The sequence below is a fragment of the Amycolatopsis sp. EV170708-02-1 genome, assembly GCF_022479115.1.
In the GTDB taxonomy this organism is placed as follows: Bacteria; Actinomycetota; Actinomycetes; order Mycobacteriales; family Pseudonocardiaceae; genus Amycolatopsis.
On the sequence record NZ_CP092497.1, the window covers coordinates 1,160,744 to 1,184,804 of the forward strand.

The window sequence follows — 24,061 nt, forward strand, 5'->3', positions numbered from 1 at the left end:
GCGCCGCGCACCGGACTGCTTCGTTCCAGAAATCGGGGTCACCGAAAGAAAAAGCCGCCCGGTTCGGTTTCCCGAAGGGCGGCTCCGCGTATGCGACGTCCTGTTAGGACATCGGCCGGGAGCCGTGTTTTTCTTCCATACCAAGGGCCATGGCGTAACAACGTCGCGTCATGTGTCCTCCTCGGTCGGTGTGCGGGTAAGTGTGCGACAGGCATAGGGGCGGCGGCAACCGATTTAGCTCGTGAGTGGCAAGGACGGTTAGAACCGTCCTTGCCACTCACGAGGGGTGACTACTTGTCCCGCCGGAACAGTTTGTTCCCCAGCCAGACGATGGGGTCGTACTTCCGGTCGGCGACGCGTTCCTTCATCGGGATCAGCGCGTTGTCGGTGATGTGGATGCCCTCCGGGCACACGTCCGAGCAGCACTTGGTGATGTTGCAGTACCCGAGGCCGTGCTCCTCCTGCGCCTCGTCACGCCGGTCGGCGACGTCGAGGGGATGCATTTCGAGTTCGGCGATCCGCATCAGGTACCGGGGGCCGGCGAAGGCCTCCTTGTTCTCCTCGTGGTCACGCACCACGTGGCAGGTGTTCTGGCACAGGAAGCACTCGATGCACTTGCGGAACTCCTGCGAGCGCTCGACGTCCACCTGCTGCATCCGGTACTCCCCCGGCTTGAGCTCCGGGGGCGGCGTGAACGACGGGATCTCGCGGGCCTTGGTGTAGTTGAACGACACGTCGGTCACCAGGTCGCGGATCACCGGAAACGTCCGCATCGGCGTCACGGTGATGACCTCGTCCTCGGTGAAGGTCGACATCCGCGTCATGCACAGCAGCCGCGGTTTGCCGTTGATCTCCGCCGAGCACGAGCCGCATTTGCCCGCCTTGCAGTTCCACCGCACCGCCAGATCCGAGGCCTGGGTGGCCTGCAACCGGTGGATGATGTCGAGGACGACCTCGCCCTCGTTGACCTCGACGCTGTAGTCCTGCAGCTCACCCGAATCGGCGTCACCGCGCCAGACCCGGAAACTCGCCTTGTAGCTCATGCCGGACTCCCGGGGTGCGAAGCCAGTTCTTCGTCGGTGTAGTACTTCCCCAGCTCGGACAGTTCGAACAGCTCCAGCAGATCCTGCCGCAACGGTGTCTGCGCCTTGACCTCGATACCGATCTCCGGGATCACCGGGTTGTCGCCCGGCGTGGCCGAGCAGACCAGGAGTTTGTTGCGCCACTGGGCGTCCATGCCCGGATGGTCGTCCCGCGTGTGCCCGCCCCGGCTCTCGGTCCGCATCAGCGCGGCCCGCGCCACGCATTCGCTGACCATCAGCATGTTCCGCAGGTCGACGGCGAGATGCCAGCCGGGGTTGAACTGCCGGTGCCCCTCGACGGTGACCCGCTTGATCCGCTCGCGCAGTTCGCCGAGCTTCTCCAGCGCCCGTTCGATCTCCTCCGCCTTGCGGATGATGCCGACCAGATCGTTCATCGACTGCTGCAGCTCGGTGTGCAGGCTGTACGGGTTCTCCTCGACACCGTCACCCGGCGGGTCGAACGGCGCGAGCGCCATCGCCGCGGCGGCGTCCACATCGGACTGACTGACCTTGGGGCGGTCCTTCAGTTCCGCGACGTAGGACGCGGCGCCGAGACCAGCGCGGCGCCCGAAGACGAGCAGATCCGAAAGGGAGTTGCCGCCGAGCCGGTTCGAGCCGTGCATCCCGCCCGAGCACTCGCCGGCGGCGAACAGCCCCGGCACGCTCGACGACGCGGTGTCCGGGTCGACCTCGATCCCGCCCATCACGTAATGACAGGTGGGGCCGACCTCCATCGGTTCCTTCGTGATGTCGACGTCGGCGAGTTCCTTGAACTGGTGGTACATCGACGGCAGCCGCTTGCGGATCTCCTCCGCGGGCAGCCTGCTGGCGATGTCGAGGAAGACCCCGCCGTGCGGCGATCCCCGGCCCGCCTTGACCTCGGAGTTGATCGCGCGCGCCACCTCGTCGCGCGGCAGCAGATCCGGCGTGCGGCGGTTCTTCTCCTGGTCGGTGTACCAGCGGTCGGCTTCCTCCTCGCTGTCCGCGTACTGCCCCTTGAACACGTCGGGGACGTACTCGAACATGAACCGCTTGTCCTCGGTGTTCTTGAGGACCCCGCCGTCACCTCGGACGCCTTCGGTGACCAGGATCCCCTTCACACTCGGCGGCCAGACCATGCCCGTCGGGTGGAACTGGACGAACTCCATGTTGATGAGCGTCGCCCCGGCCCGCAGCGCCAGCGCGTGCCCGTCACCGGTGTACTCCCACGAGTTCGAGGTGACCTTGAAGGATTTCCCGATGCCGCCGGTCGCCAGCACCACCGCCGGCGCCTCGAACAGGATGAACCGGCCGCTCTCGCGCCAATACCCGAACGCGCCGGAGATCCGGCCGTCCTCGGTCAGCAGCTCGGTGATCGTGCATTCGGCGAAGACCTTGATCCGTGCCTCGTAGTCGCCGGTCTCCTTGAAGTCCTCTTGTTGCAGCGAAACGATTTTCTGCTGCATCGTGCGGATCAGTTCGAGCCCGGTCCGGTCGCCGACGTGCGCCAGCCGCGGGTACGTGTGCCCGCCGAAGTTGCGCTGGCTGATCCGGCCGTCGGCGGTGCGGTCGAACAGCGCGCCGTAGGTCTCCAGTTCCCAGACCCGGTCCGGTGCCTCCCTGGCGTGGAGTTCGGCCATCCGCCAGTTGTTGAGGAACTTCCCGCCACGCATGGTGTCGCGGAAGTGCACCTGCCAGTTGTCGTTCGAGTTCGCGTTGCCCATCGACGCCGCGCAGCCGCCTTCGGCCATCACCGTATGCGCCTTGCCGAAGAGCGATTTGCACACCACCGCGACGCTGAAGCCGCGTTCGCGGGCTTCGATGACCGCGCGGAGGCCGGCACCGCCGGCACCGATCACCACCACGTCGTAGCTGAGCCGTTCGACCTCGGTCATGAAAAGAGCCACCTCAAAGCTTGTCGCCGGGGACGGGAGATTCCCGCACCGCTAGTTGATGAACCGCAGATCCGAAATCGCACCGCTCGCCACGAGCATCACGTAGAGGTCGGTCAGCACGAGCGTGCCGAGCGTCGTCCACGCCAGCGCCATGTGGCGGGTGTTGAGTTTCGTCACCTGGGTCCAGATCCAGTAGCGGACCGGATGTCTGGAGAAATGCTTGAGCCTGCCACCGGTCACGTGACGGCACGAGTGGCACGACAACGTGTACGCCCACAACAGGATCACGTTGCCGAGCAGCACGATGTTGCCGAGCCCGAAACCGAACCCGCCGGTCTTGCCGTGGAACGCGGTGATCGCGTCGTAGGTGTTGACCAGCGAGACGACCACGGCCACGTAGAAGAAGTAGCGGTGGGCGTTCTGGATGATCAGCGGCAGCCGGGTCTCCCCGGTGTACTTCGCGTGCGGTTCGGCGACCGCGCAGGCGGGCGGCGAGAACCAGACGGCCCGGTAGTAGGCCTTGCGGTAGTAGTAGCAGGTCAGCCGGAAGCCCAGCAGGAACGGCAGGACCAGGAAGCCGAGCGGGATGAAGCCCGGCAGTTCGCCGAACCAGGCCCCGAAATGCCGGGAGCCTTCGACGCAGGATTCCGAGACACAGGGCGAATAGAACGGCGTCAGGTAGTGGTACTCGGGCACCCAGTACGCGGTGCGCACGAAGGACCTGATCGTCGCGTAGATGATGAAGGCGGAGAGGCCGAGGACGGTCAGCAGCGGGGACAGCCACCATCGGTCGGTGCGCAGCGTTTTCTCGACGATGAGGGCCCGCGACGGTGCGCGGACCCCCGTTCCCCGTCCGGCCTCGTTGCCGGCGGGGGCGCTCACCGCTGGTCGCGCTTGTAGCCGCCGACGCCTTCGTCATCGGCGCCTTGCCAGAGCGCCGGGTCGTAGGGCGTATCGGGAACTTGGACCCGGTCGGCGGCCTTCGCCTGCGCGGGGACCGCGTTCGGGGTCGTGTCGAGGTCGGTCGCGTCGATGTCGAGCCGCTCGACGTCGTTCGCCAGGCGCCGTACCGCCGAGGCGTCGCCGTATCGGGAGCGCAGCGCGCCGACGCACTGCCTCAGCTGACCGATGGCTCGCCGAAGCTCGGCGATCTCTGTGGTGGACATCGGTACCTCCCGATGGTCGGTTCGGTTGGCCGCTTGAGCCTTCGAGGGCAAGCGATTCCTCGCCATCCCGACTCTGCCGCGCGTTGTGCAATGTGACAAGTAGCACAGTAGAACCTAGGGGCGTGACGGAGGTCACGCGAGTCGATCTTCTGTATCGATTTTGATTCGGGCTTTCCCCTGGGTTACTGTGGCCACTGTCACGACCCAGCGACGTCAGCGTTGCCGTCCCGCGGACCACCACGACCAGTGATCCGGAGCCGGACAATGAGCACCGCCCCGAACGTCCACCCCATCATCGCCGAAGTCACCGAACGCGTCGCCGCCCGCAGCGCCGAAACCCGCGCCGCGTACCTCGAGCGCGTCGCCGCCGCCCACGAAGAAGGGCCGGTGCGGCGCGGCCTCGACTGCAGCAACCTCGCCCACGGCTTCGCCGCGATGGAAGGTGTCGACAAGGCGGCACTGCGCGCCGCGCGGGCGCCGGGCGTCGCGATCGTCTCGTCCTACAACGACATGCTGTCGGCCCACCAGCCGATGCAGGAGTACCCCGCGATGCTGAAGGGCTCGGTCCGCCAGGCGGGCGGCGTCGCCCAGTTCGCCGGCGGTGTGCCCGCGATGTGCGACGGCGTCACCCAGGGCCGCCCGGGGATGGAGCTGTCGCTGTTCAGCCGCGAGGTGATCGCGATGTCGACCGCGATCGCGCTGTCCCACGACATGTTCGACGCGGCGCTGCTGCTCGGCGTCTGCGACAAGATCGTGCCCGGTCTGCTGATCGGGGCGCTGTCCTTCGGGCATCTACCGGCGATCCTGGTGCCCGCCGGGCCGATGAACTCGGGCCTGCCGAACAAGGAGAAGGCGCGCGTGCGCCAGCTCTACGCCGAGGGCAAGGCGACCCGCGAAGACCTGCTGGACGCCGAAGCGGCTTCGTACCACTCGGCGGGCACGTGCACCTTCTACGGCACCGCCAACTCCAACCAGATGGTCGTCGAGGTGATGGGCCTGCACCTGCCGGGCGCCAGCTTCGTGCAGCCGAATTCGCCGCTGCGGCGGGTGCTCACCGAGGAGGCCGGACGCCGCGTCGTGAAGCTCTCGCGCGGCGAGGAGTACACGCCGGTTTCGCGCGTGATCGACGAGAAGGCCGTCGTCAACGGTGTCATCGCGCTGCTCGCCACGGGCGGTTCGACCAACCACACGATGCACCTCGTCGCGATCGCCGCCGCCGCGGGCATCCAGCTGACCTGGGACGACTTCTCCGATCTGTCGTCGGTGATCCCCCTGCTGGCCCGCGTGTACCCGAACGGCAGCGCCGACATCAACCACTTCCACGCCGCCGGGGGCATCCAGTTCCTGGTCGGCACGCTCCTCGACGCGGGCCTGCTGCACGAGGACGTCCAGACCGTCGCCGGCCCGGGCCTGCACCGCTACCGGCAGGAGCCGATCCTTTCCGAGGGCGAACTGGTCTGGCGCGACGTCCCGACGCGCAGCCTCGACGAGGACGTCCTGCGCCCCGCGTGGCGGCCGTTCGCCGCCGACGGCGGGCTGCGGATGGTCGCGGGCAACCTCGGCCGCGCGGTGATCAAGGTGTCGGCGGTGGCGCCCGAACACCGGATCGTGCAGGCCCCGGCGCGGGTGTTCACCGACCAGAAGTCCTTCAAGGACGCTTTCGAGGCCGGCGAGCTGGACCGCGACGTCGTCGTGGTCATCCGGCAGCAGGGTCCCCAGGCCAACGGGATGCCGGAGCTGCACGGGCTCACCCCCTCGCTCGGGGTGCTGATGGACCGCGGGCATCAGGTGGCGTTGCTCACCGACGGCCGCATGTCGGGCGCGTCCGGCAAGATCCCGGCGGCGATCCAGGTGACCCCGGAAGCCGCTGCGGGAGGCCCGATCGCGCGGATCGCCGACGGCGACGTCGTCCGTCTCGACGCCAAGGCCGGGACGCTCGACGTCCTCGTGGGTGACGAAGAACTCGCCCGCCGTGAACTGGTGGACTCCCCGCCTTCGGAGGCATCCTGGACCGGCACCGGCCGGGAGCTGTTCGCGGCGCTGCGCCGCGCGGTCGGCCCCGCCGATCAGGGCGCGAGCGTGTTCGGACCGCTCACGCCGGAACACTTCGGCGCTCCGGCGCACACGTTGACCCCTGTGGAGGTAACCCAGTGACCACCGGCGCCGACCTGCTCGGCCTGTCCCCCGTGATGCCCGTCGTCGTGCTCGACGACGCCGCCGACGCCGTGCCCACCGCGCGGGCCCTGCTCGCGGGCGGGATCGGCGTGATCGAGCTGACCCTGCGCACCCCGGCGGCACTCGCCTCCATCGAGCGGATCGCCGCGGAAGTGCCGGAGATCGTCATCGGCGCCGGCACCGTCACCGCGCCCGAACACGCCAAGCAGGCGGCCGACGCCGGCGCGAAGTTCCTGGTGACCCCGGGCTGCACGGACGCCGTGCTGGACGCCGCGTTCGATACCGGCCTGCCGTTCCTGCCGGGCGCGAGCACGGTTTCGGAGGCGATGCGGCTGGCCGAACGCGGGCTGACCGCGCTGAAGTTCTTCCCCGCCGAGGCCAGTGGCGGCGTCGCGTACCTGAAGTCGATCGGCGGGCCGCTGCCCGGGCTGAAGTTCTGCCCGACCGGCGGGATCACCGTGAAGACCGCACCGGACTATCTCGCACTGTCCAATGTGGGCTGCATCGGCGGTTCGTGGCTGACCCCGAAGGATGCCTTGGCCGCCAAGGACTTCGGGAAGATCGAGGCGTTCGCGGCGGAGGCTTCGAAGCTCTGATCTCGGTGAGGGCCACTGGCGTGCCGAGTGGCCCTCACTGCTTTCACAGTGGCAACTGGTACTGGATGAAGCCCCGGTTGACCGCGACCCGGTCGTACAGACGGCGCGCGGTCGCGTTGGATTCCTTGGTGTGCCAGTAGACCCTGCCGCAGTCGCGGGTGCGGGCCCAGTCCGCGACGGCCTCGATCAGTGCCCGCGCGACCCCTTTGCCGCAGGCTTCCGGCGCGGTGAACAGATCTTGCAGATAACAGACGTCGGTGAGCGCGGAGGTACTGGGATGCACCAGGAAATGCGTGATCCCGACGAGTTCACCGCCCACGTGGGCACCGAGCGCATGCATCCGCTCCCCCGTCCGGAACTCACGCCAGGCGCGGTCGTAGACCTCTTGGGGCGCAACACGTTCGTAGAAGTCGATGTACGCGCGGAACAGGTGTTCCCAGGCTTCGCGGTCTTCGGGCTTCAAGGGCTCGATGGTGATCATGGTCGTCCTCCCGGTGATCACCCGAGCCTAGGGTTTCCCCGCCGTCCCGCGTGTGGCCACTCACGCGGTAAAGCGGGCTGCCACTCCGGTCAGCTGACGGCTTGCTTGACCAAGGCGGCGACACGCTTCTTCACCGCCGGGGTGGCCCCGGTCAGCGCGAAGGCCGTCGCCCACATCGCACCGTCGTCCAGCTGTGCGGCCTCGTTGAAGCCGAGCGTCGCGTACCGCGTCTTGAATTTGGCCGCCGCCTGGAAGAAGCAGACGATCTTGCCGTCCAGCGCGTAAGCGGGCTGGCCGTACCAGAGCTTCGGCGCAAGCATCGGCGCGTTCGCCTTCACGACGTCGTGGACCAGCTCGGCCAGCGCCCGATCCTCATCGGACATCTCGGCGATCTTCGCGACCACGTCCTGCTCGGCCGCCGCCGCCTTGTCGGCGGCCGAGCCGCGGCGCGCGGCCTTCTTCATGTCCTGGGCGTGTTCCTTCATCGCGGCCTTCTCTTCGGCCGTGAAACCTTCGTACGTGGTGCTCATCGTGTTTTCTCCAAGGTAGGCGGCGAGCGGGGGCATCCGGAAGTGGCACATCAGGACTGGGCGGCGAGCGCCGAGGTCTCCCAGGCGAACCCGTCCGGATCGGTGAACGGGGCGGCCCCGCAGATCGCGATGCGGTGCGAACCGGTGCCCTCGGGGGACACACCGGCGTCCTTGGCCAGGGCCTTGCGCTTGTACAGCGCCAGCTTCACGGGGCCGGAGCCGGCTTCGAACTCGACGTACACGCGGCCGAAGCTCTTGCCGACGGCGAGGCCGTGCTCGACGTAGAACTTCTTGCTCGCGGCCACGTCGGCGACGCCCAGCAGCAGCACGATGTCGTCGAACTCGCGGGTGGCCGGCGCGGTGTTCTTCTTCGCCGAGGTGGCGATCTTCCAGATCGCGCCGTCCGGGGCCTGGACGGTTCCGCCGTAGCCCCACATCGACTTCGCGGCGGGCTTGATCACGGTCGCCCCGGCGGCGACCGCGGCCTCGATGAGCGCGTCCGCGTTGGCGGGCTGGGAAACCGTGAGGGAAAGGGTGTAACCGCGGAAGCCGGTGGACGGCTCCTGCGAGGCCCGCAGGCGAAGCTCGGGGCCGAGCCCGAAGGCGGTGGAGTAGAAGCGTTCGGCGGCCTCGGTGTCGGCCACTTCGAGGGTGATGGCGTCGATGAAGTTCATGCCGGTAACGCTATTTCGCGGCGGGCTTCCGGCGCTTCTCGATTCCTGATCGGTCGCGTTTGCGCTGTTCAGCAGCTTGCCGGAGGCGACCTGGACTGTGCGGGGGTTGCCAATGTCGCATTTGAGACACTCAGTGTCCCTGATGCGGCATTGGGGACACTCGGCCCAGGGCTGCCGTGGTGGCAGGGGCTGCCCGTAGTCACCGGGGTCGTGAGCCCAGGCGGCACTTTCGCGTGACCGAGCGGACGGCGCGTGTGATCAGGGGGCCGACACACGTGACTGGTCGGACGACACGCGCGTAGCCGGAATCCGCCCCTGAGCCGTCCACCTGGACACACGTGTCGTCCGTCTGCGCACGTGTGTCGTCCCTCTGGTCACGCGAAACCCCCGAACCGCAGGTTCCTAAGACCGGGTTGGCGCCAACCCGAAACGCCACTCACGGCCACCGCCCGGGAACGCAAAACACCGGCCGGCGGGAAGGTGCCCGCACAGCCGGTGAATGGCTTGGTGAGGAAGCTCAGTCGAGGGTGGCGTCGTCCAGCAGTGCCGACTCGGCGCCGAACTCGCGGAGTTCGTCGCGGATCACGGTGTAGGCCAGCCCTTGGGGATAGCCCTTGCGGGCGAGGAAGCCCAGCAGGCGGCGGATCGCCGTCTGCTCGTCGACGTTGCCCAAGGAGCGCATGCGCTTCCGTACCAGCTCTCGGGCGCGCTGCTCCTCTGCCTCTCGGTCCACCTCGTCGGCGGCCTGGACGGCGATATCCCCATCGATTCCTTTGCGTTTGAGTTCGGCTACGAGGGCGTTCCGTGCCAGGCCCATGTTGGCATGACGGGAACGCACCCACATCTCGGCGAACTCGGCGTCGTTGATGAGCCCTGCCTTGTCCAGCTTACCGAGCAGGGTCTCCGTCGTCTCCTCGTCGAAGCCCTTGCGCTTGAGGGCCTGACGCAGTTCCTCCGTGGAACGCGGGCGCGCGGCCAGGAGATCGAAGCAGATCTCCTTGGCCTTCTTCCTCCGCTCGTCCGGCGGCAGCTCCGCCGGATCCACTTTGGGCGCACGCATTCAGCTCTCACTCCAGTCGAAACGATCGATCGGTGACTTCACCCCTGGCGGGGCCGAAGGAACTCAGAAGTCGACCGGCGCGGGGGCGGCTTCGGCGTCGACGGCGGCACCGATGCCGAGCTTCTCCTTGATGCGCTTCTCGATCTCGTTGGCGATGTCCGGGTTGTCCAGCAGGAACTTGCGGGCGTTCTCCTTGCCCTGGCCCAGCTGGTCGCCCTCGTAGGTGTACCAGGCGCCGGACTTGCGCAGGATGCCCTGGTCGACACCCATGTCGATCAACGAACCCTCGCGGGAGACACCCTTGCCGTAGAGGATGTCGAACTCGGCCTGCTTGAAGGGCGGCGCGACCTTGTTCTTCACGACCTTGACGCGGGTGCGGTTGCCGACGGGCTCGCCGCCGTCCTTCAGCGTCTCGATCCGGCGGACGTCCAGGCGGACCGACGCGTAGAACTTCAGCGCCTTACCACCGGTCGTGGTCTCCGGGGAGCCGAACATGACGCCGATCTTCTCGCGCAGCTGGTTGATGAAGATCGCGGTGGTGCCGGAGTTGTTCATCGCACCGGTCATCTTCCGCAGCGCCTGGCTCATCAGCCGGGCCTGCAGGCCGACGTGGTTGTCACCCATCTCGCCCTCGATCTCGGCGCGCGGCACGAGCGCGGCGACCGAGTCGATGACCAGGATGTCGAGCGCGCCGGAACGGATCAGCATGTCCGCGATCTCGAGCGCCTGCTCACCGGTGTCCGGCTGGGAGACCAGGAGCGCGTCGGTGTCGACGCCGAGCTTCTTGGCGTACTCCGGGTCCAGCGCGTGCTCCGCGTCGATGAACGCGGCGATGCCGCCGTTCTTCTGCGCGTTGGCGACCGCGTGCAGGGCGACGGTGGTCTTACCGGAGGACTCCGGACCGTAGATCTCGATGACCCGGCCGCGGGGAAGGCCGCCGATCCCGAGCGCGACGTCGAGTGCGATGGCGCCGGTGGGGATGACCTCGATCGGCGCGCGGCCCTCTTCGCCGAGGCGCATGACCGAGCCCTTGCCGTACTGCTTGTCGATCTGGGCGAGGGCCAGTTCGAGCGCCTTGTCCTTGTCGGGTGCTGCTGGTGCCATGGAGTCCACCTCGTTGGTTGAGCCGGTAGGGCTTGATTCAGTTCTGAGCTGTCGGGTCCGACGCTACGGGCGACCACCGACAATTCCAGGCCTCGCGCCCAAGCTGTGGATCGCTGACCCCGTTGTGGACAACACCATAGACGAACGTGTGTTCGAGGCCGTCGCCGACACGCCGTTGCGCTAGAGTTCTTGCCCGTTCTTCGAGGTCAACGCCGCTCTGGTGGGATATCGAAGGCTTCGCAGACCGCCCGCCAGATGTCCTTGGCCGAGGTTCCCGCGTCGAGGGCCTGTTCGACGGTCCGGCCCCCGAGTTCGCCGAAGACGTGATCCCTGGAGAGGGTTTCCGCACGTCCGGGACCGAATTCGTCGGCCATCAGCCGCCGGAAGACCGTGATACGCATCGAGCGGAGTCTAGCCCGGGACCGGTCGCGGGAGGCCGGTGGTCCGTGAAGGCCTCCTTGAGGGACTCTGGGTCCCTCAAGGAGGCCTTCACGGACTTGAGGATCGGGAAAAGGCGGCTACTCGCCCGGCTGGACGCTCTTCTCGAAGTAGTCGGCCAGCTCACCCGGCGTCGGGGCCTGCCCTTCGGCCGGCACCTGGTAGATGAAGCCGACCAGCGGCCGGTCGGTCACGGTGAACACCAGCACGGCGGCGTTCCGCCCGGCGGCCGAGGAGTACTGGCCTTCCAGCGCGTTGCCGACCCATTTGGCCTCGGTGCGGTCCCCGCCGGCCGCTTTGAGCAGTCCGTCGGTGTAGGCCTTGATCTTCTCCGCCGAGTCGCTCTGCAGATAGGTCACCTGGGTCCCGGCGCGGCCCGGCGCGGAGCAGGTCGACGTCACGCCGAGGTCTTCCGCCGGTTTCGCCGGCCCGTTGCCCATCCCGGGTTTGCAGTCCCCGGTGTCGGCGATCTTCCCGGCGAGCTGGCGCAGGCAGCCGGTGAGGCCCTTGTCGTCGGCCGCGCCGGGCACCTTGCACTCGTCGGCCGTGTAGGTCGTCGCAGAAGAGGATGTCAGGAAGAACGTGAGCCCGGCGGCCAGCAGCACGACGACGGCCACGATGGCGCCGATGACGAGCGGCTTCTTCTTGCTCGCGGGCGCCTTTTCGGCGGTGGCCTGCCCGGCGAGCGAGTACGTCGGGAAATTCGTCGGCGCGGGCTGCTGCGCCTGCTGCGGGCCGCTGTTCGGATAACCCGACTGGGGGAAGCCGCCGGACTGGCCGGGGCCCCCGCCCGAGTAGCCGGGGATCGACGCGACCTGCTGCGGCGGCGGGTACGGGCCCGACGCGCCGGGGCCGACCTGATGCGCCCCGGTTCCCGCCGCGACCTGCCCTTCGACGCCCTGTGTACGCGAGCTGATGCCGTCGGAAGCGACGTGCTGGGCGCCGAGCGCCACCGCGGTCTCGGGCTGGTCGAGGCTGCCGGGGACGACGCCGAGCTTCTCCGCGATCAGGCTGCCGACCAGCGGGAGACGGCTCGAACCGCCGACGAGGTAGATACCGGCGAGCCGGTCCGGGGTCATCCCGGCCGAGCGGACCACCCGCGACATCAGCTCGACACTGCGCAGCATCGACGGCCGCACCAGCGCTTCGAGTTCGCCTCGCGTGACGAGGACGTCCTCGAACGGCTCCGGCATCGGGACCTCGGTTTGCGGGTGCCGGGAGAGGGCTTCCTTCGCCGCCTTCACGTCCTCCTGCAGCGCGCGCCGCGTACGACGATCCGGAGTGGACTCGGGCCGCAGGACCCGCTGCCAGCGCTGGGGGTCCCTGTGCGAGACCTCGCGGCCGACGTGCACCAGCAGCGCCTGGTCGACGTCGAGACCGCCGAGGTCGGGAAGGCCGTCTTCGGCGACGACGGTGAAGCCGCCGTTCTGGGTCGCGCCGACGATCGCGACGTCGAAGGTGCCGGCACCGAGGTCGTACACGGCGAGCGCCTGGCCCGGCGCGAGCGTCTTGCCGGGGAACGACGCGAAATGCGCGGCCGCGGCGACCGGCTCGGGGACGAGCACGAGGTTGCCGCCCATCCCGGCGAGCCGGGCGGCGGACAACAGCACGTTGCGGCGGGTTTGCCCCCACTGCGCGGGGTGGGTGAGCCGGACCTCGTCGGGCAGTTCGCCGCCGAGCTGGCGGGTGGTCTCGTCGAGGACGCGGCGCAGGATCGCGGCCAGCACCTCGGTGACCGGGATGACGTCCGTGCCCAGCAGGAGCGTCTGCTCGTCGATGCGGCGTTTGGGGTTGGGCTCGAAGCGGGTCGGGTCGAGCCGGGCACGGCGTTCGGCGTCGCGGCCGACCATGATCGTGCCGTCTTCGGTGGCGAACACCGCGGACGGCATGTTGGCCGAACCGTCGACCTCGACCACCCGCGGCGGCCTCCCGTGCGCCGATAGGACGGCCACGGTGTTGGACGTCCCGAGGTCCACCGACAGGATCCGCACAGCTCATACCCCTTCAACAGACGAACGGCGACCGCCCCAGCACTGATCCGGTCGCGCTGGCGGTGATGCTCCCATGAGCGAGGTCACCGCACGTGCGGAACCCGCCGATCTCGTCCCGACCGGGTGCCTCGTCACAGCCCTCGGAGCGAAACTGTCGGTGGTCCGGCGCAGTATGGAGGGCGTGGCAGACGTACTCGACCTCTTCTCCCCCGCGACCAGGGACTGGTTCACCGGGGCCTTCGCCGCGCCCACCCGCGCGCAGGAAGGGGCGTGGCGTGCCGCGCACGCCGGGGAACACGCGCTGGTCGTGGCCCCGACGGGGTCGGGCAAGACGTTGTCGGCCTTCCTCTGGGCGCTGGACAGGCTGTCGGTCGAGCCGCCGCCGTCCGAGCCGCGGAAACGCTGCCGTGTCCTCTACGTCTCGCCGCTGAAGGCGCTGGCGGTCGACGTCCAGCGCAACCTGCGGGCGCCGCTGGCGGGCATCTCGCAGGCGTCGCGGCGGCTGGGGCTGCCGGTGCCGGACATCGGCGTCGGCATGCGCACGGGCGACACCACCGCCGCCGAGCGGCGCTCGTTCGGCAAGACCCCGCCGGACGTGCTGGTCACCACGCCGGAGTCGCTGTTCCTGATCCTCACCTCCTCCGCCCGCGATTCGCTGCGCGGCGTGGAGACGGTGATCATCGACGAGGTGCACGCGGTCGCGGGCGGTAAACGCGGCGCGCATCTGGCCTTGTCCCTGGAGCGGCTCGACGCCCTTCTCGAAAAGCCCGCCCAGCGGATCGGGCTGTCGGCGACGGTCCGGCCGATCGACGAGGTCGCGTCGTTCCTGGCCGGTGGCAGGCCGGTCACCGTCGTCCAGCCGAAGCTCGCGAAGACGATCGAGGTCCGTGTCGAGGTCCCGGTCGAGGACATGGCCGATCTCGACGGTCCGCAGGGGCCGAAGCAGAACGAAGACCTCGACGCTGGTCTCGCGCGTTTGCCCGGCTCGCTGGAGGACATCGACGGCGCACCGCGGCGGCCGTCGATCTGGCCCGCCGTGGAGGAGCGGGTCCTCGAACTGATCCAGGCGCACCGGTCGACCATCGTGTTCGCCAACTCGCGGCGGCTCACCGAGCGGATGACGGCCCGGCTCAACGAACTCGTGGCGGAGCAGAGCGAGCTGGAGCCGGATCAGCGGTATCCCGCCGAGGCGATCGGCCAGTCCGGGCTCACCACCGGCGCGGCGCCGGTGATCGCGCGGGCGCACCACGGCTCGATGTCGCGTGAGCAGCGCACGCATGTGGAGGAGGAGCTCAAGTCCGGGCGGCTGGCGTGCGTCGTGGCGACGTCCTCGTTGGAGCTGGGCATCGACATGGGCGCGGTCGATCTCGTCGTGCAGATCGAGGCGCCGCCGACGGTCGCTTCGGGGCTGCAGCGGGTCGGCCGGGCGGGGCACCAGGTGGGCGCGGTGTCGAGCGGGGTGATGTTCCCGAAGTTCCGGGGCGACCTCGTCTCCTGCGCCGTGGTGGCGGAACGGATGGCGTCCGGGGCGATCGAAGCGGTGCGGTATCCGCGGAATCCGCTGGACGTGCTCGCGCAGCAGGTCGTGGCGATGGTGGCGCTCGAATCGTGGACGGTCGACGAGCTGGCCGCCCTCGCCCGCCGCGCGGCGCCGTTCGCGTCCCTGCCGGACGACGCGTTGCTCGCCGTGCTCGACATGCTCGCCGGCCGGTACCCCAGCGAGGAGTTCGGCGAGCTGCGCGCCCGGATCACCTGGGACAGGGTCAGCGGCGAGCTGCACGGCCGCCCGGGTTCGCAGCGGCTGGCCGTGACCTCGGGCGGCACGATCCCCGACCGCGGCCTGTTCACCGTGATGACGCCGGGCGGCGACGACAAACCCGGGTCGCGCGTGGGCGAGCTCGACGAGGAGATGGTCTACGAGTCCCGCGTCGGGGACACGATCCTGCTCGGCACCTCCTCCTGGCGGGTCACCGACATCACCCACGACCGGGTGATCGTGGTCCCCGCGCCGGGTGAGCCCGCCCGGATGCCGTTCTGGAAGGGCGACGCCCCCGGCCGCCCGCTGGAACTGGGGCGGGCGCTGGGCGCGTTCGTCCGCGAACTGTCCACTTCGGAGCCGTCCGCGGCCAGGGAACGCGCCGCCGTCGCCGGGCTGGACGAGTACGCCTGCGACAACCTGCTGGCGTACCTGGAGGAGCAGAAGTCGGCCACCCGTCATGTGCCGAACGACAAAACCGTGCTCCTGGAACGGTTTCGCGACGAGCTGGGCGATTGGCGCGTCATCCTGCACTCGCCGTTCGGCGCGCAGGTCAACGCGCCGTGGGCGCTCGCGATCGCGGCCCGGCTGCGGGAGAACCGCGGGGTCGACGCCCAGGTGGCCCATTCCGACGACGGCATCGTGCTGCGGCTGCCCGAAGCGCTGGACATGGACGGCGCCGAGGTCACCATCGGGGTCGAAGACGTGCTGCTCGATCCGGAAGAGGTCGAGCAGCTGATCGTCGCCGAGGTCGGCGGCTCCGCGCTGTTCGCCGCGCGGTTCCGGGAATGCGCGGCGCGGTCGCTGCTGCTCCCCCGCCGGGATCCGCGCCGCCGCACCCCGCTGTGGCAGCAACGGCAGCGGGCGTCCCAGCTGCTTTCGGTCGCGGCCAAGTACGAACGGTTCCCCGTGGTGCTCGAAGCGATGCGGGAAGTCCTGCAGGACGTGTACGACGTCGGCGGGCTGCGCGAGCTGATGACCGACGTCCGGTCCCGCAAGGTCAAGCTGGTCGAGGTCGAGACGCCGTCCGCGTCCCCGTTCGCGCGCAGCCTGCTCTTCGGCTACGTCGGGATGTTCCTGTACGAGACGGACGCCCCGCTCGCGGAACGGCGCGCCGCGGCGCTGGCACTGGATTCGACGCTGCTGGCCGAGCTGCTCGGCACCGAGGCGATCCGGGAACTGCTGGACGCCGAGGTCGTCGCCGAAGTCGAGCGTTCCCTGCAACGGCTCGACCCGGACAGGCATGCCCGCAACGCCGAGGACGCCGCGGATCTGTTGCGGTTCCTCGGCGATCTCTCGATCGAGGAGGCCGCCGCGCGCGGTATTCAGCGGGAATGGCTGGAGGAGCTGGAAGCCGCGCGACGGGTGATCCGGGTGCGCATCGGTGGCGGCGAGCGCTTCATCGCCATCGAGGACGCGGGCCGGGTGCGGGACGCGCTGGGCACCGCGCTGCCGGTCGGCGTGCCGGAGGCCTTCACCGAACCCGTCGAGGATCCGGTCGGAGACCTGCTTTCCCGCTATGCGCGAAGCCGTGGCCCGTTCAGCGCCCGCCAGGCCGCCGATCGGTTCGGGCTCGGGACGGCCGTGGTCACCGGCGTGCTGGACAGGCTGACCGCGCAGGGCAGGCTGGTCCGGGGTGAGCTGAGCCCGGTCGGGCATCCGGAGACCCACGGCGTCGGCATCGAGTTCTGCGACGCGTCGGTGCTGCGCAGGCTCCGGCGGGCGTCGCTGGCCCGGCTGCGGGCCGAGGTCGAGCCGGTCGAACCGGCGGCACTGGGCCGGTTCCTGCCGTCGTGGCACGGGATCGGGGCGCGAGTGCGGTCGGCGCCGACGGCGGACGACGTGCTGTCCGTGGTCGAGCAGCTGGCCGGTGCCCCGCTGCCGGCGAGCGCGGTCGAGTCCCTGATCCTGCCGAGCAGGCTGCCCGGCTACACCCCGTCGCTGCTGGACGAGCTCACCACGGCGGGCGAGGTGACCTGGTGCGGCTGCGGTTCCCTGTCCGGCGGAGACGGCTGGCTGGCGCTCGCACCCACGGACGTCGCCGATCTGCTCCTGCCGGATCTCGACGACGACCTGCCGTCCGGTCCGCTCCATGAAGCCATTCTGTCCACTTTGGACGGTGGAGCGCAGTTCTTCCGCCAGCTCGTGGACCGGGCGTCGCCGTTGGTCGAAACCCCGCCCAACGACGGCGAAGTCGTGGCGGCACTGTGGGATCTCGTGTGGGCCGGGCTGGTCACCGGGGACACGCTGGGCCCGCTGCGGGCACAGGTCTCCGGCTCCGGCGCGGCGCACAAGCCACGGCGGCAAGCTCCTCGCGGCCGGTACGCGAGGCTTCGGGCCGGGCGTCCGGCGATGCCTTCGCGCACCGGGCCGCCGACGGTGGCGGGACGCTGGGCCCTGACCCCCGATCGCGAGCCGGATCCGACCAGGCGCGCGCACGCGCGGACCGAGGCCTTCCTGGAACGGCACGGCGTCCTCACTCGCGGCGCCCTCGACACCGAGCGCGTGACGGGCGGTTTTTCCGGGATCTACAAGGTTTTGCGCGGGATGGAGGATTCGGGCCAGGTCGTCCGGGGCTATGTGGTCGAAGGGCTCGGCGCGGCGCAGTTCGCGGCGAAGGGTGCCGTCGACAGGCTGCGCGCGCAATCCGGGAATCAGCGCACGACCACCGAAGGCGCCGTCGTCCTCGCCGCCGCCGACCCGGCCCAGCCCTACGGTGCCGCGTTGCCGTGGCCCGCCGCGACGGGCGACACGAAGCACCGTCCGGCAAGGAAAGCGGGGGCGCTGGCGGTCCTCGTCGACGGTGTCCCGGCGATGTACGTCGAACGAGGCGGCCGGTCGCTGCTGAGCTTCACCGAAGATCAGGACACGTTGCGGTCGGCCGCGCGGGCGCTGTCCACGGCGGTACGGGAGGGCTGGCTCGGGCAGCTCGCGGTGCAGAAGGCCGACGGCGAGGTGGCGCTCACCTCGGAGCTTTCGGCCGTCCTCCAGGAGGCGGGTTTCCGGGCGACTCCCAAGGGGCTGCGCCTGCGGGCCTAGAATCACCGCTCAGACCCGCGGAGAAGGACGTTCGAACATGGTGATGCGCGACCTGCGCTATTTCGGGGATCCCGTGCTCAAGACCGTATGCGACCCGGTCACGACATTCGACAAGAAGATCGAGTCGCTGGTGACCGATCTGATGGACGGGGTGAAACCGGCCGGGCGCGCGGGGCTCGCGGCGCCGCAGATCGGGGTCGGGCTGCGGGTGTTCAGCTACGACGTCGGCGGGCTGAGCGGATACGTGATCAACCCCGAGATCGTCGAACTCTCCGAAGAGACGCACGAGATCGGCGAGGGCTGTCTGTCCGTGCCGGAGCTGTGGTTCCCGGTGGTGCGCGCGAAGCACGCCGTGGTGCGCGGCGTCGACCTGCGCAACGAGCCTGTCGAGGTCGAAGGCGTCGACGTGCTAGCCCAGTGCCTGCAGCACGAGACCGATCACCTCGACGGCAAGCTGTACCTGGAGCGGCTCACTCCCGAGCGCAAGAAGCGCGCGCTGGGCGAGGCCCGCTGCAAAGACTGGTTCTGGAACCGCTGACGCCCTCCCGCGTTTCGTCCTCCGAACGCGGTGGTCGGTAACGCGAACTACCGCGTCCAGAGGACTAAACGCGGGGGTCGGGGAGCGTGAAGCGCAGGGTGCCGGAGTCGTCGGCGACGCGTTCGGGGCGGAGCCCCACGCGGACGGCGGTGCGGTACAGGGAGTCGTCGCCGGGCAGGCAGACGGCGGTGAGTTCGCGCTCCCCCTTGGCCAGGGCGAGCGTGGCGAGCCGGGCCAGCAAAGCCGAGCCTATGCCTTGGCGCTGCCAGGAATCCTCGACCAGGAGCGAGACTTCGGCCGCGCCGCCGTCGGACGGCGGGATCAGCTGCCCGAGGCCGATCACGTCGCGGCCGCAGACCGCGAGCAGGCTGATCCCGCGCGGCGGCATCAGGAGCCGGTGCAGCCAGCGGCGCGGTACGGCACGCATCCCGGTGTGATAGCGGTGGAAGAGCGTCGTCATCGAGCATCTCTGATGCAGCGCGGACACCGCTTCCGCGTCACCGGGGACGCCCTTGCGCAGGACGATCGCGGCGCCGTCGGCACGGTCGAGCACGATCGGGCCGGTCACGTTGTCACGGACGGCGGCGACCAGGCCGGTCAGCGCGACGGCGCGGCTGAGTTCCAGTTCGACGAACGGCGACCACCGGCGGCGGGCGACAAACGCCGCGCCGTCCCCCGCGGGGAACACCGCCCGGTGCCCTCCTTCCGTGCGGGCCGGGTTCGACTCGATCGACGGGACCTTCGTGACGACGTCGGCCGCCAAGACGCCGCGGAGCACCTCCGCGAGGCCACCGGGTTCCTCGACGGCTCGTTTGGCCGCGGTGAGCGTCGCGGTGGCGGGATCGACCAGCTCCGCCAGGTCCGCGTCGACGACGGCTGAGCATTCGCATCCTTCGTCGCGGATCGCGTCGATGAGCAGCTGCCGCGGCAGGCCGGTGGCCGGCCTCAGGACGATCTCGTCGAGCACGCCGCCGGGCACCGGGAGCACCGACAGCCCGAGGATGTTGCACTCGAGGTCGGCCAGCCGGATCGCGATCCTGGCCAGGGTGCCGGGCCGGTCGTCCACGCGGATCCGGACGCGCCAGGCCGAAGCGGCCGTCGTCTCTTCGCCGGGATGGACCAGGGTGGGCCGGGCTCGATAGGTCTCCATGAGCTCAACGGTCCCGGCCGGTTGTTGCCTGCCCACGGCGCCGGTGTTTCGCTCAGGTCAGCGTTCGACGACGCCGCGCAACCCTGGCGAAACACTCAGCGGGGCGTGAGCACGCTGAACTCGTTACCCTCCGGATCCACCATGGCGTCGCCGTTCCGCCCGGTGGCGCCCAGCTCCCGCAGGCGCCGGACCTCGGCCGCCCGGCTCCCGCCTCGCCGTGGCGCGATCTCGAACCGCAGCCGGTTCCGGTGCCGTTTCTCCTCTTTCGTGAGGAGGAACTCCACCCACGGGCCGCGACCGTCCGGTGGCCGCAGGCCGACGATCGCCTCTTCCCGGACGCCGGCCTCCCAGCCCAGCGCGGCCGCCCAGAACCGCGCGAGCCGCTCCGGGTCGAGGGCTTCGGTGACGACCGACGCGATCGCGCCCGTGCCCTCGTACTGCTCGCGAGGCTCGAGGACGCAGAACTCGTTGCCCTCGGGGTCCGCGAGCACCACCCACGGCACCCGTTTCTCCTCCGGCGGCCCCTGGCCGATGTCGATATGCCGTGCGCCGAGGGACAGCGCACGGTCCACCAGCTCGGCCTGGTGCTCGGGCGAACGGCTCGCCAGATCCAGGTGCAGCCGGTTCTTGCCCCGTTTCGGGCCCGGTTCGGACCGGAACGCCGGCTCGAACGGGGCGTCCCAGCTGAACAGCCCTTCCCAGAAACCCGCCAGATTCCTGGGAAGGGCCGAGTCGAAGACCAGGTTCACCAGGCGCGTTGTCACCCTGATGAACCTAGACGGCACCACCGACAGTTTCAGTGCTGTGAGCGAACTCGGACATCTTCGGCTTCGCCGACCGCTCCTGACCGGTTTGGCTTCCCCACCGACCGGTCATCGGGTCGCGAGCCGCAGAAGGGCCCAGAGTTGTCCCGCCATGTCCTGGTCTCCGCTGACCGTCACCGCCGTCGGACCCGCCCGGCCCCAGAGCCAGCGGTAGATCTTGTCCGGTTTCCCGGTGACCAGATCGTCCGCGCGCCGGGCTTCCTCGGCCGAGCATCGCCAGGCGACCGTCTCCGTGGGCCCGGCCCTGGCGATCCAGGTGTGGCCCGCGGTGCGCACGCCGACCGATCCGGTCTTGGTGCCGGACAGCCCCAGCAACGGCAGCCGCTGGCCGAACCAGAGCACCAGTGCCTCGTCGATCCCGTCGACCGCCACGTCCTCGGGATCTCCGACACCTCCCGGCCGGCCGCGCTCTCGGCGTCGATCCGGTGGATCGTCGTCTCGTGCGCCATCCGGCGCCGCCAGAACCCGTAACTGCGGTCCGCCGGCCACCAGGTCGGCGCCAGTTCGTCCGGATCGTGCGCGGACAGCTCGGCGACGAGCTCGTCCCGGCCCTCGCGGAAGTACTCCTCCAGGGTCTGCCCCGGCCCCGGTTTGCGCTGCCAGTGCTCGGGACGCCGCCCGTCGGTGATCCAGCGGCGGGTGACCCGGTACACACTGCCCACGTGCCGGAGGACCTCGCCGAGCGTCCAGCCGGGGCAGGTCGGGACCGGCGCGTCGGCGGACGCGGTATGCGCCACCTGAGCCATCAGCTCGGTTTCGGCGCCGATCACCTCCAGGAACCTGCCCTGGTCGATCATGGCCTGCCCGGCCATCGGGCACCCCCTCTCCGTGGTGCGCTAAGCCACATGCGCCGAGTCACCCATCGGCAGCCCGTGCACCACCCGTCGCACCAGTTCCAGGAACACCGTGGCGGCCCGCGTCAGCTCGTCCGCCAGCTCGACGGTGACCTTGCCGGTGATACCCGCCTGCGCGGCGGCTCGCGTCGCCGAGTTGGCCGCGAAGAACGCCGCCCATTCCTTCAGCTCGGGCGCGACGGAATCGAGCAGAACCCAGCCGCTCGCCGGCCTGGCGCGGCCCCGGTGCGGACGGCCGCGGGCCTCCAGCACCGCCGCCGCGCCCCGCAGCGCGGCGAGGTAGGCGCCGATGAACCGCTCCGCGGGATCGTCTTCCCGCTCTGCCTCGGCGAGCCCCCGCCTCGCCTGCGCGTACAAGGAGACCGCCGCGGGTGGTGCCGGCGGGCGCAACGACATCGGCAGGGCGGGCTGCGCGGCGCCCCCCGGCCTCTCGGCTTCGTCAGGGGACACGACCGAAACGGACATGACGACCCTCCTCCTGTACGTGAGCGCCGGCCGGTGCCCGGAGCCGAGGCGCTTCCCCCGCCCCGCGCCGGGCACCTACCGGTGCGCGCTCACCGAATGTCGAACGTCTGTTCGAACAAGTCCAATGTAACCCTGAAGTGCCCATTCCTTCAACCCCGTAGCGAGGTGATCGCCGCATGTGGTGCGGGACACGGCATCGGCCACGTGATCTCATAGGCGTATGAGCACCATCGACCATCCCTCGGTGGCCAAGGTCGCGGCCGCGCTCGCCGAGGCGGGCCAGCAGGCCGCCGCGGACGGGATCCGGATCCTCCCCGCCGAAGTCCGCACGGCCGCCCAGGCCGCCGAAGCGCTCGGCGTCGAGGTCGGCGCGATCGCGAACAGCCTCGTCTTCCGCGGCCGCACCGGCGACACGGAAACGGCCCTGCTCGCCCTGACCTCCGGCGCGCACCGCGCCGACACCGGCCTCCTCGCATCGCTGACCGAAGCCGACGAGATCGGCAAGGCGGACGCGGATTTCGTCCGCACGCACACCGGGCAGCCGATCGGCGGCGTCGCCCCGGTCGGTCACCCGAAGGCGTTGACCACGCTCGTCGACATCGCGTTACGCGCTCACGAAGTCGTCTGGGCGGCCGCCGGGCATCCGAAGTCGGTGTACCCCACGACGTTCGACGATCTCGTCGCACTGACCGGGGGTACTCCCGCGGACGTCGCGGGCGACGGGCAGGATGGGCGCCCGTGACCGCGATGTCCTCGGAATGCACCCGTTACGTCCAGCTGTCCGCGGACGAGTTCCGCGCCCGGCTCCCCGAGGCGCTGACCATCTACGTCAACGCCATGCGCTACCCCGAAGGCACGGCCGAGCAACGCGCGCCGATGTGGCTCACGCACGCGCTGCGCGAAGGCTGGCGCTGCATGGCCGCGCTCGACGCGGACGGCGTGCTGCTCGGGCTCGCCTACGGCTACAAGGGCCGCGGCGGCCAGTGGTGGCACGAACAGGTGCGCCACGGCCTGACCCGCCGCGAGGGCCAGGCCGCCGCCGAGCACTGGATGTCCGACTACTTCGAGCTCACCGAGATCCACGTCAGCCCCGAAAGCCAGGGGAAGCGGATCGGCGAGGACCTCCTGCGACGGCTGCTCGACGGCGTACCCAACGCCCACGTCCTCCTGTCCACGCCGGAAGGCACCAGCCGGGCCTGGAACCTGTACCGGCGCGTCGGATTCGTCGATGTGCTGCGGGATTACCACTTCGCCGGGGATCCGCGGCCCTTCGCGATCCTCGGCCGGACGCTGCCGCTCTAAGGCTTCGTGTAGGCGATGGCGAGCGCGGCGATGAGCACCACCGCGCCGCACCAGCCCACGGCGCCGAGCCGTTCGCCGAGCACGGCCATGGACAGCAGCGCGGCGGTCAGCGGTTCGAGCAGGGCGGACAGCGCGGCCAGTACGGGATGTGCGCTCTCGAGGCCGCGGAAGTACGCGGCGTACGCCAGCGCCGTGGGCACGACACCGAAGTAGACGACGAGCGCGAGCACGTCGGCCTGGAGCGGCACGGCCATCCCGAACCACAAGGCGGCGGGAGAGAGCGCGGCGCCGCCGATCAAGCAGCCGAAAGCCGTGGTGGGCAAGGGATCCAGCCCCTCGACGCGGGTCGCGGTCACGAGCGTCAGCGCGGCGAACCCGGCCGCCGCGAGCAGGGCGAACAGCACTCCGGCGACGTTGACTTCCTGCCCTGGCGTCCATTGCAGCAGCGCGAGCCCGGCGAGCGACCCGGCCAGCGACACCGCCGTCCACGCTCCGGGCAGGCGGCGGGTTTTGACCACCGTCGCGACGGCGAGCAGGACGGGTGCGCTGCCGATGGTGGTCATCGTCGCGACGCTCACGGAACTCAGCGAGACCGAGGCGAAGTAGCTGGTCTGGAAGAGGGCGAACAACCCGCCGACCGCCAGGAGGCGACGACGGGCCTGTGACGTGCGGGGAAGGCCGCGAAGGCCTCCGGTGAGCCAGAGGTAGCCGGTGGCGATCACGCCGCCGATGAGCAGCCGGTACGCGGCGACGCTCAGCGGATGGAGGCCCGCACGGGAGGCGAGCAGGGATCCGGCGAGGCCGCCGGTCCCCCAGAGGACCCCGGCGAGGACGAGCGCGGCCGACGATCGGGCGCGCGTGGGTACGGCAACGGACATGGGGAAACGCTCCTGCGTCTGTGTCTGTCGGAAGGGACGTCGACGACGCGGGGTGCTTCAGTGCAGCACGGATCGGCCGGGCGG

Annotated in this window: 21 protein-coding genes and 1 pseudogene; 6 read left to right on the forward strand and 16 right to left on the reverse strand. The window is 69.9% G+C overall.

The genetic code is table 11. The features are described 5' to 3' along the window. Window positions 1–290: 290 nt before the first annotated feature. Genes MJQ72_RS05195 through MJQ72_RS05210 form a run of 4 tightly spaced genes read right to left on the reverse strand, consistent with a single transcriptional unit; the run spans window position 291 to window position 4,122 of the window. Window positions 291–1,043, reverse strand: coding sequence for a succinate dehydrogenase/fumarate reductase iron-sulfur subunit (locus MJQ72_RS05195; RefSeq protein WP_005164720.1), 753 nt, complete (start codon window positions 1,041–1,043; stop codon window positions 291–293). Next, entirely contained in the window at window positions 1,040–2,956 is a 1,917-nt protein-coding gene (locus MJQ72_RS05200; RefSeq protein WP_240597999.1) for a fumarate reductase/succinate dehydrogenase flavoprotein subunit, read from the reverse strand. Before MJQ72_RS05200 ends, MJQ72_RS05195 begins: the two co-directional genes overlap by 4 nt. A gap of 51 nt (window positions 2,957–3,007) precedes the next feature. Beyond that, window positions 3,008–3,838 (reverse strand): hypothetical protein, encoded by an 831-nt coding sequence (locus tag MJQ72_RS05205; protein ID WP_240598000.1) that lies wholly within the window; start codon window positions 3,836–3,838, stop codon window positions 3,008–3,010. Then, window positions 3,835–4,122 (reverse strand): hypothetical protein, encoded by a 288-nt coding sequence (locus tag MJQ72_RS05210; RefSeq protein ID WP_016332714.1) that lies wholly within the window; start codon window positions 4,120–4,122, stop codon window positions 3,835–3,837. Before MJQ72_RS05210 ends, MJQ72_RS05205 begins: the two co-directional genes overlap by 4 nt. Before the next feature lie 264 nt (window positions 4,123–4,386). Between MJQ72_RS05210 and edd the strand changes: the two genes are divergently transcribed. After that, window positions 4,387–6,276 (forward strand): phosphogluconate dehydratase, encoded by a 1,890-nt coding sequence (gene edd, locus MJQ72_RS05215; protein WP_240598001.1) that lies wholly within the window; start codon window positions 4,387–4,389, stop codon window positions 6,274–6,276. Further along, the gene (eda, locus tag MJQ72_RS05220; RefSeq protein WP_016332712.1) at window positions 6,273–6,893 is read left to right on the forward strand and encodes a bifunctional 4-hydroxy-2-oxoglutarate aldolase/2-dehydro-3-deoxy-phosphogluconate aldolase; all 621 of its coding nucleotides are present in this window, start codon (window positions 6,273–6,275) and stop codon (window positions 6,891–6,893) included. Before edd ends, eda begins: the two co-directional genes overlap by 4 nt. 43 nt (window positions 6,894–6,936) lie before the next feature. Here the strand turns inward: eda and MJQ72_RS05225 are convergent, their stop codons facing one another. The 7 genes from MJQ72_RS05225 to MJQ72_RS05255 all read right to left on the reverse strand — a co-directional run bounded on the left by MJQ72_RS05225 (window position 6,937) and on the right by MJQ72_RS05255 (window position 13,171). Continuing rightward, complete coding sequence (locus tag MJQ72_RS05225) at window positions 6,937–7,374, reverse strand: GNAT family N-acetyltransferase (RefSeq protein WP_240598002.1); 438 nt, start codon at window positions 7,372–7,374, stop codon at window positions 6,937–6,939. An 89-nt stretch (window positions 7,375–7,463) separates the two neighbouring features. Further along, the gene (locus MJQ72_RS05230; RefSeq protein ID WP_240598003.1) at window positions 7,464–7,904 is read right to left on the reverse strand and encodes an iron chaperone; all 441 of its coding nucleotides are present in this window, start codon (window positions 7,902–7,904) and stop codon (window positions 7,464–7,466) included. Window positions 7,905–7,954: 50 nt separating this feature from the next. Continuing rightward, the gene (locus tag MJQ72_RS05235; RefSeq protein ID WP_240598004.1) at window positions 7,955–8,578 is read right to left on the reverse strand and encodes a glyoxalase; all 624 of its coding nucleotides are present in this window, start codon (window positions 8,576–8,578) and stop codon (window positions 7,955–7,957) included. Window positions 8,579–9,095: 517 nt separating this feature from the next. Then, on the reverse strand, window positions 9,096–9,623 hold the full coding sequence (locus tag MJQ72_RS05240; protein WP_085940894.1) for a regulatory protein RecX: 528 nt from the start codon (window positions 9,621–9,623) through the stop codon (window positions 9,096–9,098). 78 nt (window positions 9,624–9,701) lie between these two features. After that, a complete protein-coding gene (recA, locus tag MJQ72_RS05245) occupies window positions 9,702–10,742 on the reverse strand; it encodes a recombinase RecA (RefSeq protein WP_005164741.1) in 1,041 nt (346 codons plus the stop codon). A gap of 206 nt (window positions 10,743–10,948) precedes the next feature. Continuing rightward, window positions 10,949–11,143, reverse strand: coding sequence for a DUF3046 domain-containing protein (locus MJQ72_RS05250; protein ID WP_240598005.1), 195 nt, complete (start codon window positions 11,141–11,143; stop codon window positions 10,949–10,951). A 117-nt stretch (window positions 11,144–11,260) separates the two neighbouring features. Then, window positions 11,261–13,171 carry an Hsp70 family protein gene (locus MJQ72_RS05255; RefSeq protein ID WP_240598006.1) on the reverse strand — a complete coding sequence of 637 codons (1,911 nt, stop codon included), beginning with the start codon at window positions 13,169–13,171 and terminating at the stop codon, window positions 11,261–11,263. Window positions 13,172–13,343: 172 nt separating this feature from the next. On the opposite strand from MJQ72_RS05255, the gene MJQ72_RS05260 reads away from it, so the two are divergent. Beyond that, the gene (locus tag MJQ72_RS05260) at window positions 13,344–17,966 is read left to right on the forward strand and encodes an ATP-dependent helicase (RefSeq protein WP_240601257.1); all 4,623 of its coding nucleotides are present in this window, start codon (window positions 13,344–13,346) and stop codon (window positions 17,964–17,966) included. Between the two features lie 37 nt (window positions 17,967–18,003). Continuing rightward, on the forward strand, window positions 18,004–18,504 hold the full coding sequence (gene def, locus MJQ72_RS05265) for a peptide deformylase (protein WP_240598007.1): 501 nt from the start codon (window positions 18,004–18,006) through the stop codon (window positions 18,502–18,504). Between the two features lie 64 nt (window positions 18,505–18,568). Here def and MJQ72_RS05270 read toward each other — a convergent pair whose 3' ends face one another. The 4 genes and pseudogenes from MJQ72_RS05270 to MJQ72_RS05285 all read right to left on the reverse strand — a co-directional run bounded on the left by MJQ72_RS05270 (window position 18,569) and on the right by MJQ72_RS05285 (window position 21,797). Then, complete coding sequence (locus MJQ72_RS05270; protein WP_240598008.1) at window positions 18,569–19,654, reverse strand: GNAT family N-acetyltransferase; 1,086 nt, start codon at window positions 19,652–19,654, stop codon at window positions 18,569–18,571. A gap of 95 nt (window positions 19,655–19,749) precedes the next feature. Continuing rightward, window positions 19,750–20,418, reverse strand: coding sequence for a VOC family protein (locus MJQ72_RS05275; RefSeq protein ID WP_240598009.1), 669 nt, complete (start codon window positions 20,416–20,418; stop codon window positions 19,750–19,752). 108 nt (window positions 20,419–20,526) lie between these two features. Continuing rightward, window positions 20,527–21,290: pseudogene (locus tag MJQ72_RS05280) on the reverse strand (maleylpyruvate isomerase family mycothiol-dependent enzyme). Between the two features lie 24 nt (window positions 21,291–21,314). Beyond that, window positions 21,315–21,797, reverse strand: a complete 483-nt coding sequence (locus MJQ72_RS05285) for an SAV_6107 family HEPN domain-containing protein (protein ID WP_240598010.1) — start codon at window positions 21,795–21,797, stop codon at window positions 21,315–21,317. A 220-nt stretch (window positions 21,798–22,017) separates the two neighbouring features. Here MJQ72_RS05285 and MJQ72_RS05290 point away from each other — a divergent pair, with 220 nt between their 5' ends. After that, window positions 22,018–22,539, forward strand: a complete 522-nt coding sequence (locus MJQ72_RS05290) for a YbaK/EbsC family protein (RefSeq protein WP_240598011.1) — start codon at window positions 22,018–22,020, stop codon at window positions 22,537–22,539. Next, a complete protein-coding gene (locus MJQ72_RS05295) occupies window positions 22,536–23,099 on the forward strand; it encodes an N-acetyltransferase (RefSeq protein WP_240598012.1) in 564 nt (187 codons plus the stop codon). Before MJQ72_RS05290 ends, MJQ72_RS05295 begins: the two co-directional genes overlap by 4 nt. Here MJQ72_RS05295 and MJQ72_RS05300 read toward each other — a convergent pair. Next, window positions 23,096–23,977, reverse strand: coding sequence for a DMT family transporter (locus tag MJQ72_RS05300; protein ID WP_240598013.1), 882 nt, complete (start codon window positions 23,975–23,977; stop codon window positions 23,096–23,098). The genes MJQ72_RS05295 and MJQ72_RS05300 overlap by 4 nt on opposite strands. Between the last annotated feature and the right edge of the window lie 84 nt (window positions 23,978–24,061).